Source organism: Persicobacter diffluens (assembly GCF_036244895.1).
Lineage (GTDB): Bacteria > Bacteroidota > Bacteroidia > Cytophagales > Cyclobacteriaceae > Persicobacter > Persicobacter diffluens.
Window position 1 is genome coordinate 212,389 of the sequence record NZ_BQKE01000005.1, and the last position, 15,589, is coordinate 227,977.

Below are 15,589 nucleotides of genomic sequence, written 5' to 3' on the forward strand. Positions count from 1 at the left end.
GAATTAAACCGAATCGTGCACCACCAGAATCAAATCATTCATTCGGAAGTTAAGTTTCGGTTCATTAAATATAGGTTATCTAAATTTTTAATAGTTCAAATTTGATTGTGTTTACTTTGTAATCCTGCCCCGGCAACCTTACGAAAAACATAAAATAAAGGTCTATTTTTTTTCCAGCTTGCAGCGAAGCAAAGATTATCGCTTGCTTCTTTCGGATTAATGATGAATAATTAATTTTTCCGTCAGCACCTCCTCAGCGCCCATAAGGCTGATAAAGTAAAGCCCAGTTGGCAGGCCTGCAGTGGAAATAATGGTTTCCGGCTGGCATTCACCTTTGATCATTAGTCGGCCATCCCCATTATGGATTTGCCATTGATGAAAACGTTGCTCCTCAATGGTCAACCGAAGTTGTTGATCCACCGGATTCGTGATGAGGAATGCAGCAGGCTCAGTTTCCCTCCGCTGATTTTGCGAACAGGAAAGCTGAAAATCATCAAATACCGCCATGGCATCTGCAGGAGCTTTAGCGACCACAGTGAGGGAAGAGGGATTGGTTCCGGTGGAAAAGCTGAGTGTGTACTGCTGCCAGCTGGTGGAGGTAATGTCCACACTAGCGATGGTGCCATTGGCATCATTAAGCAGAAATTGCCCATTTTTTCCCGCTTCCAGATTACGGGCATATACACTGATTTGATAATCTACCGAAGGGGCCAACTCACTAAGGGTGTTAGACAACTGTCCGCCCCACCACGTCCCGGCGGCATAGCTGCCTTCATAAACATGAGCAGCATTGGTTTCCAGTCCGTTATTCCATCCCTGCCACGGACTGAGCTCCCCGGCTTCAAAATTCGGATTCACTAAATTATAAGTACAGGAAGCCGTGTTCGCTGAGAACGTAAGGGACTGCAGGTTGATATTAGCAGAAAGCATTTCGAGGGTTAACTCCACCTGCCCCTGTTGCAGGTTGAAAGTGCCCAGGTCCAGATCATGCCAGGATTGCCACCCAACAGCATGAGTGAAACTGGCGGTTTGAGTCTGCCCGGCTAAAGCCACTTTTAGGCTCTTGGTGCCGGAAATGGCAGAAGCTACCCGGGCAGTAAGTTGATAACTCCCTGCACTTTCTACTTTTAGGCTGTACTTCAACCATTCTCCACTTGCGGTCCAGCCAATATTATAACCTCCTTCACTACAACTTTCAATGTCCACTCCATCAGACCGAAATTGCCCCCCATTGTTGGAGGCATCCGTATCATGATAGGCGACGCCCTCACCACCTTCATCATATTCCACCACTTTCAGGGTTCCGGGTATACTTCTCCGGTAGCCCTGATAAGGGGTGTTTTGACTGTTATCATCCGTAGGGGCTCCGTAAAATAAGCCGCTGCCATTGGTGCCCACATACACTTTTCCATAAGTTTGACGATCACCCTTCATCATGGTCGGGGCATTACCGACATAGCTTAAATCATCATTGATTCTTCTCCAGTTGGTTCCAAAATCATCAGAAATAAAAACGCCCCACTGTCCATTTCGCTTACCGTAAACATAAATGGCAGGCATCCCTGTAGCCTGTTGGCCCACACCGAAAGAAAACATCCGGGCCAGCTCAAAGTAATTATTCTTCGTAAAACTCCTTCCGCGATCATTGGAGAGCCAAAGACCATCACTGCCCTGACTCACCCCCATCAAATCCCCATAATCACCCCAGCCAATTCCTAAATTGGCATATTGGTCACTACTCACCAGGCCTGCGGTATTGATGGTATACCAATTCGCTCCGCCATCATTACTCTCATACAACTTACCCTGAGTCCGATCCAGCAAATAGAAGGTATTGTTTAGCTTCCGATCCGAAATTAACGGATCATCATATTGATACATATAAGTGGTCGTAAGGGCGGTCGTCGGAGCCCCGGAAGAGGATTTCCAGTTTTGGCCACCGTCAGTGGAATAATAAGGGGCCGCGTTGCCATAAACATAAACCAGCTTTTGAGGATCATTAGCCGACATGGCAATTTTCCCATTCAATGCACCAGCGGGTTGATTAACGGCATAAAAATCCGCACCGGAATTAGAGGAAGTGAAAATTTGGGTATTCGCCCCATACCAATCGCTGGCGGAAACCAGGGCCATATGTTGGGTTTGTGATTCACTATAATCGATACCGGTACATTCGGCTTTGGTAGTCAGTCGCTTAGTCGGTACTTCAAATTGATTGTCATGCCGAAAGCCCACCACATCTCCCTGCCCACTAAATAAAGGAACGCCTTCATGCGGGCTGCATAAAGCCAGGACTACAATCTCCTCATGTCCCTTCACATCATTATACCAATGGGAAGGCACTTCATACAAATTCTCGGTTCTCCATACCTGGTACCAGTCGGTGGTATAGACCCGCCCCTGCTGATGGGGATCAAAGGCAATGTCCGCGGTAGCGGCCTGGAAAAATCCCAAATCCTCGGCATGCCAGGTACGATCATGTACTTCCATTCGACCATTAAAAGCACTGTATTCCTGCCAGCTGTCGCCCCCATCCTGACTCAAATATTGTTTCTGCCACCACAACTGTCGGCCATTACTGACAAACAGGTTGTCTTGGTTAAAAGGATCTATCGAGATGCCATTAAACATCTTATAGCCTTCCGTATTAACATTCAATTTCTCCCAGCTTCCCCGGTAACGGTACACGCCGTCCTCGGTAGTCACAAATAAATGCCCTTGATTATTGACCACCGTGCGAATGCAATCCGAAGGGCTTCCATTCATTTTACTGAATGAATTTCCGCCATCATTACTCACATAAACCCCTTCGGTATAAACGGTGGCATAGACTTTTCTCGAGCGTCCGGAGGATATTTCGCTAGGGTCAATCGCTATATTTCGAATTCCGATCGGATTATTCGCCTGCTCCCAGTAATTAGCCGGATCCCCCACATAACCTTTGCTCACCGAACCGATCGTGGACCAATTAGACCCTCCATCGGTGCTGCGTAATAAACCATTGAGCCGGGTACCGACATACACCACCTGGCTGTTGTTCGGGTCAACGATAATGTTTTCCCCTACCTCTCGAAACTTCATATTGGAAGCAAATTTCTCGTCGCGAAGCTTGTTCCAGTTAACCCCTCCATCGGTAGATTTATAAATTCCCCCCTCGTAAAGAGGATATTTGCCCAGCGTGGCATACATAACCTGCGCATTATTGGGATCCAGTGCCAGACCATCCACACCATATAGATTATCGTGATCGGCATCAATCCACCCAAATAAAGGTAGCCAGCGATCCTGGGCACTACTCCATTGAAAAATACCGCCAATATCAGTTCGCATGTAGACGACATCCTTGACTTTTGGATGAATCGCAATACCCGTCACATACCCTCCACCACCAACAATCACATTATCCCATTGATAGGATTGACCATTTACTCCCCAGGCTATTCCGAGGCAGAGGAGTAAAACCATGATTTTTGTTTTCATAATTTTCTAAAGTTTTAGGGTGCGTTTAATACCTCCTGTCCCTAGGCAATCCGAATGAGTGGAAGCGATTTTGGAATTTTTTCATCCGTAGGCTTGCTACAGATTCAAAATAATTGGCAACGCTTTTTACAAAAATCGAATTTCCGGAAGGATTTAAGAGCATGTATAAACACACATGAAGATAAAAAAAATGAACAGCCCGTTCGAAAGGTCGTCTCCCTGAAAGCCAAACGAAACCTTACCCCCATAAAGCCAGCGGGCCATGGGCAACAAACCTTTCAAAAGGATGCTATTCAAAAAATATCAGCAATTTTTTAGGAGTTAGAAATGAATTTAGTCTTACTACAGATATTGGTATATGTTAAAAATTTGAACTATTTCTAATATTTAATGAACTGTTGCACTTTATATTTATCATTTTGTCTCAATTCTAATAAATAAATACCTGCAGGAAGTGAACCCACATTCAACAGGTACTCTGAAGCTTTAAACTCGTCTTCCAACAGCCGCTTCCCCTGCAAATCATAAATCGAAATGGCCATCCCTTGATGATGATGGAATGGAATGATGCGCAACAACTCATTTACTGGGTTCGGATAAACCTTCACCTGAAGTTCAGAGGAAGTGTTCAAAATATACTCCTTACATTCGTCACAGGAACTGAAACATACCGTAGGCAAAACTAAATCGACCGCAGGGGTTTCAAAAAATCTGTTTTCATCATTTTCAAACCTACATTCCAGGGGCACATCTTCCCAAAGGGCCACGGTATTCGCCTGTGAAAGCGTGACAAAACGATAGGTGTAGATATTATTGGCCTCCGCTAAAGGGAGGCTTACCGTTGTTTCATAAACACTGCCGGCATCGGCTTGTTGGGTCATCTCTATGGGCGTTCCCCAATCAATAATCCCTCCCGTTAAGCCTACCGCATATACCTGCTCCAAATTGGCCACATCCACAGAAAAAGTAATCTTTAAATTTTCCTCCGCTAAAGGTGCAAACAGGGCGGAAAGCTGCAGGTCTTTCATTACGTTAAATTGATATGGATTATCATTGGATACCGTTTCACCATTTACCTGCCAACCCTTGAAAACATATCCTTCCTCAGGAAGTGCGTTTAAATTCGCCTGCTGATTTTCGAAATAATGCCCCACACCCAACACTTCACCATTGTCATGGGCTAAAACATCTACTTCAAAAACCTGATCATCCACCTGACTATCTCTACACCAGGAAAAACAAACCGGCGCCACCTCAGTATCGGTTGCTGGTAATGGAAACCATCGATTTTCATCCCCTGTTAAAGCACAATCGGTCGGTACCGTCTCCCAATAAATAATTTCACCACTTTCATTGAGTGCTACAAATCGATAAGCATATCCATTATTATTATCAGCATAAGGCACTTTGGCCGAATAAATGGAGGAAGTACCGACCTGATTTAAGGGAATGGGTGTACCCCAGTCATTAAAACCCCCAGTGACTGCCGGATATTTGAATTCCGGAAAGTATTTCATGTTAACCTGAAGTTGGATAAAATCTCCTTCCTCCGTATCCGCAGGCTCGCATTCCGCGCATTCTCCATAACAAATGGCGGTCAGGACAGTATCCTCAGCGGGCGTCGGTAACCAACGATTATCGTCATTTTCCAAACGACAGTCATCAGGCACATCCTCCCAGTAAAGGCTTTGCTTTTGCGCATCCAATATAGTGTATCGATAAGTATAACCAGTAACTTCGGGATCCAATTCCACTGTTGCTTGATAAATGGTGGAGCCGGAAATTTGCTCCATTTCAATAGTGCCGCTCCAGTCATTAATGCTTCCATTCAAACCCAAACCCGAGATGTCTCCCAAATTTTGGGCGTCCACCTGAAAAGTCACCTTTACAGGTTCCTTCGCATCCCCGGGTTCATCCTGACAGGCTGCACAAGCCGCATAACATACGGTAGGTAAGATGGTGTCCTGAGTGGGTGGATAAATAATCCGATGGCCATCCGACCAATCGAAAGTGCACTCTGATGGAATATTTTCCTCCCAGGTTTTGAAGCTGTTGTCAATATTCAATTTAACAAATCGATAAGAATAATTATTTTCATCAGTATCCAAGGTTATGGTACCTTTATAAATGGTAGTTCCAGGCTCATTGGTTAACACCACCAAATCGCCCCAATTGGTTACTCCTCCTTGAATTCCCACCCCCTCAAAATTGTCCTGATGTTTCATATCCACTGAAAAAGTGACCAATACAGGTGCAGAGAACAAGGAGAAAAAAGGAAGAAAACTTAGCAGGGTGGCAAAAAATAATTTCATCAGTTACAAACTTTGGAGTTGATAATAACGCACATAATCAATCAGCATTTCCTGTGGAAATATGCTGTAATCCAGTCCCTGTTGAGCGCCCCAGGATCCTCCAAAAGCCAGGTTGAGCAATAGATAATGCGCCTGATTTTTAAAAGGCCAGCTATCCTCCCCGCTGCCATCATCCGATATGGAAAAGTACTGTTGATTATCCACAAAAATTCTGATCTCTTCCGGTGACCATTCCATGGAGTAAACATGAAAATCCTCCCAGGGCGCATGCATATAAAAGTGGCCTCCACGATCTGTTTTAGTGGTATGATTATAATTTTGAGTATGCACCGTTCCGTGGATGGTATCCGGCATATACCCCACAAACTCCATGATATCAATTTCCCCGCATTTAGGCCAGCCGACCTCTTTGATATTGGTGCCTAAAGTCCAAAGTGCCGGCCAGGTCCCCAAACCATGGGGAATTTTAGCTCTAATTTCTACCTTGCCGTAGGTAAATTCAAATTTTCCCAGCGTATGTAAACTTCCGGAGGTGATGTTCCCGGCGCTGTCTTTTCGCAATTGAATCGCAAGGTGACCATCCCGAACCGCTACATTATTGAGGTCTTTAACCGTATAATATTGTAATTCATTATTCCGCACAAAGCCTTCCTCATAATTCCATTTGGTAGAATCAGGCAAGCCTTGATAATTAAACTCATCCGACCAGGTCATTAGATAAGAAGCATGCTCCTTTTGCTCACAAGCCAGGAGTGCTAAACCAAAAAATAAAAACACTAAACTTCTCATAATTATAAATTAAAATCCCAATACCTCTTTCATTTCGGGTAAAAATTGAATGCCCGAGCTCCGGTCCACGACCTGAAATCCTTTATCATATTCCCAAACACTCCACCCGAGATCATTCGCCTCCAATAGGGTGCGTACATCTTTCATATATAATTTTCTGCTATTTTCAGGGGTCACATAATTATAGACCCCAAATTCATTGACGGTCACCGGCACACTATACCGCTTCGACCAATCCCCTATCTGGGCAACAACCTCTGAAATTTTCCCCCGACCCCAATTATCATTTACATAATTATCCATAGCCCAACCTAATTCAATATTATCAGGCGCTCCCTCTTTTATTTTATTTGCATTGCTCGCATTAGTGGGATACTCCAAGCCACTGATATGAGGTAAAACATGCCATCCCCATACGGCTCCCTGATGCGTGAATTGCATCGGCTGATAAAAATGTAAATTATATACAATATTCTTGTCTTTCAGTGGTTCCATCAATAGGAAGGCCCGGACATCATCCCAGTCATCTTTTTTCACCTGCAGATTGCCGTCCACGATAATGGTATGATTCGGCGCATTTTCCCTGATTTCCGCCGCCCATTTCGCCTGCTCGGCATACCAGGCCGTTGGATCTTCTGCCCAGGGTTCATTCATCACCTCTAAGTACAAATAATTCGGATCATACTTTCTAAGATGCGCCGCCATCGCTCCCCAAAAAATGCTTACTTTATCAGCAAAACCCGGCTCATAATGCACTTTTTCTTTAAAACCATCAGTGGGGTGTAAATCGAAAATAACACCAATTTGTCGGTCTATCAGGGCATTCAGATGCTCTTCCAAAACTTCCTGATACTGCGTGTGAAGTTGTGCTGGTTGCTGCTCATTAAAAAAAACCTCTTCAGATACCGAAAGGCGAATATGCTTGAAACCACTCTTTTGAATGAAATCAAAATCCTGTGGACTGAATCGACCTCTTAGGTGGGATTCATCAATTGTAGCCTGTGCGTACCAATGTCCCAAATTCACCCCTTTCGACAAAAGATCCCTTCGAAATTTAGGCACTTGGCTCAATACCCCAGTTGTATCCGGCAGCTCAGGGTTTTCAGGCGCTTCGGGTAAATCAGGCGTAATGGGGTCTTCCTTGCCACAAGCCAACAAAAGGAGAAGAATAAAAAAGTATATAAATCGTCGCATAGATAAAAATGGAGAAGAGAGGGTGAACTTCCATTCACCCTCTGATTATTAGTAATTGGGATTTTCTAAAATCTTAGGATTATTATTGACGATTGATTCGCCAAAAGGTAAATAATACATGCGATCCGGATTGAAGAAGCGCGGCACGGAAGCATCCAGTCCTTCTTCACGTGCATCACAGCAGTATACCTGATAACGATATTCATCCTCTGGCATTTTTAGTACAGGTAATACTCCATGTAATTCCTGATTCAGGACATGCTCCGCCTCACGCCATCTAATTAAATCCCAAATTCGATGCGTTTCAAAAGCCAGCTCCACTTGTCTTTCCTTTCGGATTTTATCCATATCAATGGAAGTATGCAAGGCCACTCCAGCGCGGTCACGTAATTGATTCACCGCCTCTAATGCCCCGGCTTGCCCAAGTTCCTGAGCCGCTTCTGCTTTGTTGAGTAAAATCTCTGCTAATCGAAACTCCACCCAGTTGGTTGGGGATTGGTGAAAAGGCACCCGGAAATCGCTTACATTAATGAATTTTTTGATGTAAAAACCCGTTTTGGTACCATCACCACTAAATGGAAAAGCATTCTTTCCTACATTCTGCACCCACTTGGTTTCTCCTTTATCTGTTTGCCATTCCCGCCATTCCCCGGGTTCGGTATCCAATAAATTTCCGTCCTCTTCCACAATTTGTATGGCCAAAGGCTCCTCACTATAAAAATTGCCATGGAAATACACCGTGCCATGAAAGCGCGGATCCTTATTCGCCAAGATCTCTTCCATCGTGCCGCTGGCATTTTCCCAGTCAATCTTGCCATCGGAGCCATCCACCATATCATAAGCTTCCACCATCTCCAGGGTAGGATTCAAATACGATCCCCAGCCGGAGCCATATCCCTGTACCACGCTGAAATAATCGAAATTATGTCCAAGCCCATTCCCCACAAATTCCCGCTCAAAAATAATTTCCGGATTACCACCATCTAAGAAGATACGCTGATAATTTTCCGCTTTATCCTCATAATTATTGTAGAGCACATAGCCTCCCTCATTGATGACTTTATTGGAAGCATCCAGGCTTATTTGGAAATATTTATTAGCATCTGCTCCAATGCCCAATAATCCATTCAGCTGCACCTGCCCGTATTTGGCAATACTCCCTGCATATAGGGCTACGCGGGAAAGGAGCGATAAGGCTACATACTTATTAGCTCTTCCTTTTTCCATATCTGCCGGGGAGGGCAGCAATTCAGAAATCTCCGTTAACTCATCAATAATAAAATCATAAACCTCCTGCTCTGTATTTCGTGCCGGGTATAAGGTTTCCTCCGGCTCGTCCGGTGATTGTGGGCGAAGAATTAGTGGCACCCCTCCGTAACGCTTCACCTTTTCAAAATAAACAAAGGCACGTAAAAACCTGACCTCCGCTTTATATAAATCTTTATCTTCCTCCCGGATATTTCCTTCGGTAACTTTTTCTAGAAACTCATTACAGTTTCGAATAATTTTGTAATCCCAGTATTTCATGAACTCATCATTGCGCTGTACGCCTCCGCGATTACGAATGCGAGATTCCACCCAGGAATAGGATGCCATCGCTTCATCTGAAATCACGACATAGGAGCCAGGCTCCCGCGCCGGTTCGGCATTCCCATCATCCCAATCCCCTCCCCAGGGGAAACCATAGCTAAAAAGTCTTCTGGTAGGTGCCTGACTGTAAATTTGGACTAAATTAGCGCGGATGAGGTTGGGGTCATTCCAAACCTGTTCATCACTGATAATATCCAATGGCGTTTTATCCAAAATATGGGAACAAGAGGCCAATACGGACACTAATAATATATTAAAAATTAACTTTTTCATATCAAAAAATTAGCATTTAGAAGGTGAAATTCATACCTAACATTAGTGTAGTTTGCTGTGGATAATCCCATCCTCGGCCCCCAACTGGAGTTTCCGGATCATAGGGGTACACATCGGTGAAAGTGAATAAATTAGATCCTGAAATATTAAAGCGTAAATCTTTTATTCCGGATCTTTTTATCCACTGATTAGGAATAGTATATCCCACTACTAAGTTCTTAAGTCGGAAGTAGGATCCATCCTGTAACCAGAAGGAAGAATTTCGATAATTATTGGCATTTCCGGAGTTACTCACTGTTCTCGGAAAGCGTGCATTGGGATCATTGTTTTCCGGCGTCCATCGATCCATAAACATCGCCAATGGAACGGCATTATTGTAAAACGGTTGTTGTGCCTCCGCATTAAAGACCACATTAAAACCGGAAGCTCCCTGCCATAACATTGAGAAATCCAACCCTTTGTAGGAGAAGCCGGCATTTAAACCATAAAATATTTCCGGTATTTGGCCTTTACCGATAGCTACCTGATCCAGTTCATTTATCACGCCATCACCATTAATATCCTTGTAGCGAATATCTCCGGGTTTGATATTTACATTATGTCCGGCACTGGGATCAATTTCCTGATTCGCCCAACCATCAATTTCTTCCTGAGAGGTAAATAAGCCCATGGCCTCAAAGCCAAAGTATCGATTTACCCATTGGCCGGACTGTTGGTAACGTGCCCGGGTCTCCTCGTCTTCATACACCGGTTCATCATAGTGATCCCACTTGGCTTTGGCCAGGGAAACATTTGCGGAAATATTATACTGAAATTCCCCAATGGTATTCCGATGACCTAACATCAATTCAAAACCACGGCTATTTTGAGAATTAATATTTTCATCCGGTAAAGTCGCGCCAATGGTAGACGGTAAAGACAGGTTACGTTGCCCTAAAATCCCTTCTCTTGTACGATAAAACGCATCAAATTCACCCCAGAATTTCCCTCCCCACATATCAAATTCCAAACCGGTATTATACATGGTCATGGTCTCCCAGGTGGCATAAGGGTTAGCCAAACCTTTGGTATTAATTCCCGGGGTCATATTGCCTCCGAGTGCATATACCCGATCAAATTGATAACCCGTTAAAAAGTTGTATTGGCCAATATTGTCAAATCCTGACTCCCCATAGGAGGTACGTATTTTTAAATTATCAAACAATCCTAATGACTTGATAAAATCTTCTTCGGACAATCTCCATCCTGCTGATAAGGAAGGGAAAAAACCCCAACGATGATCCGGGTTGAAGCGAGGTGATGCATCATTCCGAAAAGTAAATTCCAATAGATACTTTTCCGCATAATTGTAATTTACACGTCCCACCAAAGATACTCTACCATCCTGCCATCCATACCCATTGGTATATTGGGTTAAAGCACTACTGGCGAAAATCTGATCTACGGCACTACTGATAAAGTCCTGACGGCCGGTCATGATGTAGTCTCCTTTTGAATCAATCAATTCGTTCAATAACATCGAAGAAACAGTATGCTTGCCAAAAGTCTGATCATAATGTAAAGAAAACTGCCCTGTCAAAGTTTGGCCTCTGTCATATCCCTCTGTTAGGGAAATCCCTGTTACATCTTTCATCACTACCTCACTATAAATATTTGAAGTAGGATCAAACATATAGTAACTATAATCTTTACTGAAATTCTTATCTCTTGTATTCCAGCTATTAATATTCCCAAAAGCTTTCGCTTTCAATCCATCCAGGAATGGGAATTTATACTCTAAAGCGAAGTTTCCGGTCAAATTGGCAAAATCATTATGCTTATAACCTGTTACATCAGCCCTGGATAAATAATTGGGGCCCATTTGGAAACCATTATGTACCGGGTAGGATGGATCAGGATATTCAGCCGGATACATTGGATTGGAGAAGGCTACATTGGTCATAATATCCTGCATGCCTAAACCGGGGTACTCACGACGTTCATTTCGGTAAGCCAGGTCAAATCGCAAATCCAAATTTTTATTCAAAGCCAAATTAATATTTGAACGCAAGTTATGCTGCCCGTAGTTGGTGTCATTACTTTTTAATAAGGATGCCTGATTCAGAAAACCATAGGATACGAAATATTTTACCTGTTCGGTTCCGCCGGAAACGTTCACATTAGACTTGAAAATAGGTGCTGATTTTCGGAAGGTCTCATCATACCAATTCGTACTTTTTTTCGAGCCATTGCGATAAGGTTCAAAATCTTCCTCCCCATAGGTGCCCGGTTGGTAATCATTCACCAATTCCATATACTGCAAGGCATCCGCATATTCCGGGAAAGTGGTAGAACTCTGCACTCCATAAGCACTGGAAACTTTTACCTGCGGCTTACCCACACCGCCTCTTTTGGTCGTTACCAATACCACTCCATTACCGGCACGAGCACCATAAATGGCTGCCGCACCATCTTTTAGGACGGAAATACTTTCAATATCATTGGGTTCTATTCTACTAAAATCACCTTCAACTCCATCGACCAAAATCAATGGCTTGCCAAAACCCCGGATGTTAATACTGGCACCATCGTTTCCGGGCTCCCCGGACTGGTTCATGATCACTACACCCGGAAGCCGACCGGCTAAAGTATTAGTAACCGTCGTGGTAGGCACTTCTGCGATCTCCCCACCTTTCACCGCCGCCAAAGACCCGGTAACATTGACCTTCTTCTGAGTACCGTAACCCACCACTACCACTTCTTCCAACTGTTCCACATCCTCCTCTAAGGTAAAGGTGAAGTAGCTCTGATTACCCACGCGCTGGCTGATTTCTTTATAGCCCAAAAATTTAATGATCAGGGAGGATTCCGGCCCCTGTACCGCCAGGATAAATTTACCATCCAAATCTGTACTCGTTCCGTTGGTGGTTCCCATCTCAATGACGTTGACACCCGGGAGCGGCTCCCCATTGGCGTCCGTCACCAGACCGCTGATAGAAATCTCCTGTAACGGCTCCGCATACACAGAGGCATGTCCTAATCCACTGATAATCAAAAAAGCGAAAGCTATCCGTATCAGCCGCGGCGAAATACGGTACAGCATTTTGTAAAATGCGTTTTTCATAAGTAAAAAAATAGTTAAGTTAAAATTTTGGAGTCATATGATTGATTGGTTGAATATCACCATTATCCAAATACTTGATTTGTTGCATACAAACTGAACGCCTCCACTGCACATACTGCTGCTCGGGGTCATCAGCGGGAATTTTGCTCAGGGCTAAATCACTTGTATGGTAAAACATATACCAATTACCTTTAAATTCCACTATGGAATGATGATTCGTTCCACTATTCACCTCCCCTAATATTGGGCCTTTAAAAGTAAAAGGGCCGGTAGGATGGTCAGCGGTGGCATAATATATTTTTCCATGTCCTGAATAGGACAAATAATAAATCCCCTGCCGTTCGTGCATCCATACCGCTTCAAAAAAATCAGGTAAATTATCAATAATGTGAATTTTACCTTCATGCGATACCATATCCGGATTTAGTTCTAAGATATTCAGGGTGTTTTGCCCGACAAACAAATAGGCCTGCCCGTCTTTGTCAATAAATGGGCAAGGATCGATAAAATCACGATCGCAAATCACGCCCGGATCCGAAATGGAAAGTAAAGGGCGCTGCAAAGCATCTTTAAAAGGGCCGGTAGGATGATCTGCTACGGCGACACCGATATGTTTTTGATCGGTGGGAAAATAAAAATAATACTGACCATCTTTCTCTATACAATCCGGAGCCCAGGCATATTTTTCTGCCCAGTCAATATCTGACAGGCTTAAAATTTTACCCGCATTTTCCCAATGCTTGAGGTCGGTGGTCCGATAGACATAGTAGTCCTCCATATCCCACCAGCGGGCACTATCCCGATCATGGCTAGGATACACATACAGGGTATCCTTAAAAACACGTGCTGAAGGATCCGCCGTAAAAAAATCGGTGAAAATTGGAGCCTGAGCGGAACAAAACATTGGTGAGATGAAAAATCCGAACAGTGTAATAAAAAAGTATAAATACTGCATGGGTAATTAATATTTATTTTTAATTATATAAAAAAATGTAGAACAGTTTTTATCAATGTTTTTGCATACTATCGAAACAACTAGACTTGCTTATCAAAGGAGAATAAGTTCTTCCCATGAACCATTTTTAACATCTTGTTTTTTATATCTAATATCCGCGACCTTTCTCACAAAACGCCAACAAGTGTTCGTGGGTAATGCTAAACTTTCCGCGAGTTGGCTAACATTAAAATCTTCCCCCATCGTTGTAACATAAAAGGTAATATAAAAGGCCTTGGCCAGATCCATTTTGAGTCGATGAAAAATGGTGCCCCTGGTAATGCTGACTTCCGACTGGCATTTGGCACATTGCATCAATTCCATTTCCGAGCCTTCTGTAAACCGCTGATGCTGACACTTTTCACAAACGTATCCATTCCTGCTCTTGACCTGAAAAATAAACTGATAACAGACTTCTTCATTCGGAAATTGCTTCTGAAAAGAAGAAAAAGAAACCGGCTTGGAATGGATCGTCGCCTGCGTGACGGTGTTTAACTCTTCAATTAATGCCACATTTTGGTTTTGAAGAATTTCATTTAATCGTGATACTTCCTGATTGCTTGAATATAATTCCTTATAGGCAGTGGACAATTCCAGGTTTTTCTCACTAATAATGATTTTCTGAGACTCAATCTCTGAGGTTTTTTCATGTACCTGTTGGCTGATTTTTGCCTCCCGGTGCTTTAGCTCGGCCATCAGACTCTCCTGAAAATTTCTGGCCTTGGCCAGACTCCACTTATAATCCAGCACTAATACAATAGTGAATAAAACCCCTTGTATAAGTAAAAGAAAATTAAAAGAATATAGTACGAAAATACTATCAATTTTAAAGAAATCCAGCTTAGGCACCAGTACAATGATATTCATGACCAAAGCAATAGCCATAATAAATTTTGGAGTAGGTTCAATTTTGGATTTGAAAATCTTGACCAAAATCAATACCAGTGGGAGCATATAAGCCCAGGTAATGAAGTTAATGGTTCCCCCATTAAAGAAATCCTTGAAGATCAGTGTTCCCAAATAAATACTCATTAATAGCTGATAGCTTTTCAGCCATCGGCCGGGAGTATTCAAATTGGTGAGTATAAAACTGATGAGATAAAAGGTATAAACCGAATAACTAAAAAAGTACACAAAGTAATTGAAGCCCGGAAATTCCGGCCAGAAAAACTGAAAAAACAAGCTATCCTCTTTGGTGGATAATAAAATACCACATATAAAAAGAAGACTTAAATAATAATACTTTTTTTGTCTTAAAAATATAAAAGCAATTAAATTAAATAGCGCAATTAAACCAATAAGCCCATAATAGATCCCTAAATAAAAGTATTCGGATAAAGTATATTGAAACAGAAAATGGATAGACCTGAATTTAGGGATAAAGGAACTATTCTTCCTTGAGTTTACTTTAAAAATATAATTTTCTGCATTTTTATCCGGTATACCGTATACAAAATTCTTATGCGGTATTTGACGTTCCGGAAAACGATCGAAAAAACCGGCCTCCCCAACTTTAGTGGCTCCTGTCTTTCCGCTTACCCAGGCAGATACCTGATTGAGGTGGGATTCGGTTATTTCCAGATAGTAATTGACATTATTGTGCTGAATCACATCCGGAATCGGAAATCTGAGCCAATAAGTAACGGCATTATCATTAATATAAAAAATCTTATTCGAATCCAGCTTGTGCTGCCATTGGAGTTCAGGCTTATTGATCTCCTCAAATTCCATAGCATTTGACTCATCAATATAGTACCCGATTTGGGTATTACTGATGACAATCTCCGGCTGTGAGAATAAACTCAATTGAAAAAATAGGATGAACCACATCATGCTTTCGTTAAGCGTTTAGTA

General features: G+C 42.9%; 8 protein-coding genes. All 8 read right to left on the reverse strand.

The features are described from left to right. Positions 1 to 216 precede the first annotated feature (216 nt). Complete coding sequence (locus tag AAA970_RS24155; protein WP_338239463.1) at positions 217 to 3,480, reverse strand: carbohydrate-binding protein; 3,264 nt, start codon at positions 3,478 to 3,480, stop codon at positions 217 to 219. Between the two features lie 380 nt (positions 3,481 to 3,860). Continuing rightward, the gene (locus AAA970_RS24160) at positions 3,861 to 5,792 is read right to left on the reverse strand and encodes a T9SS type A sorting domain-containing protein (protein ID WP_338239464.1); all 1,932 of its coding nucleotides are present in this window, start codon (positions 5,790 to 5,792) and stop codon (positions 3,861 to 3,863) included. Positions 5,793 to 5,795: 3 nt separating this feature from the next. After that, positions 5,796 to 6,581: a glycoside hydrolase family 16 protein gene (locus tag AAA970_RS24165; RefSeq protein ID WP_338239465.1), complete on the reverse strand. Its 786-nt coding sequence runs from the start codon at positions 6,579 to 6,581 to the stop codon at positions 5,796 to 5,798. Positions 6,582 to 6,590: 9 nt separating this feature from the next. After that, positions 6,591 to 7,775 (reverse strand): glycoside hydrolase family 5 protein, encoded by a 1,185-nt coding sequence (locus AAA970_RS24170; RefSeq protein ID WP_338239466.1) that lies wholly within the window; start codon positions 7,773 to 7,775, stop codon positions 6,591 to 6,593. A 48-nt stretch (positions 7,776 to 7,823) separates the two neighbouring features. Then, entirely contained in the window at positions 7,824 to 9,638 is a 1,815-nt protein-coding gene (locus AAA970_RS24175) for a RagB/SusD family nutrient uptake outer membrane protein (protein WP_338239467.1), read from the reverse strand. Positions 9,639 to 9,654: 16 nt separating this feature from the next. After that, positions 9,655 to 12,741: a SusC/RagA family TonB-linked outer membrane protein gene (locus tag AAA970_RS24180; RefSeq protein ID WP_338239468.1), complete on the reverse strand. Its 3,087-nt coding sequence runs from the start codon at positions 12,739 to 12,741 to the stop codon at positions 9,655 to 9,657. A gap of 19 nt (positions 12,742 to 12,760) precedes the next feature. Next, positions 12,761 to 13,696 carry a family 43 glycosylhydrolase gene (locus AAA970_RS24185; RefSeq protein ID WP_338239469.1) on the reverse strand — a complete coding sequence of 312 codons (936 nt, stop codon included), beginning with the start codon at positions 13,694 to 13,696 and terminating at the stop codon, positions 12,761 to 12,763. A gap of 93 nt (positions 13,697 to 13,789) precedes the next feature. After that, positions 13,790 to 15,568, reverse strand: a complete 1,779-nt coding sequence (locus tag AAA970_RS24190; RefSeq protein WP_338239470.1) for a 7TMR-DISM family protein — start codon at positions 15,566 to 15,568, stop codon at positions 13,790 to 13,792. Positions 15,569 to 15,589 lie beyond the last annotated feature (21 nt).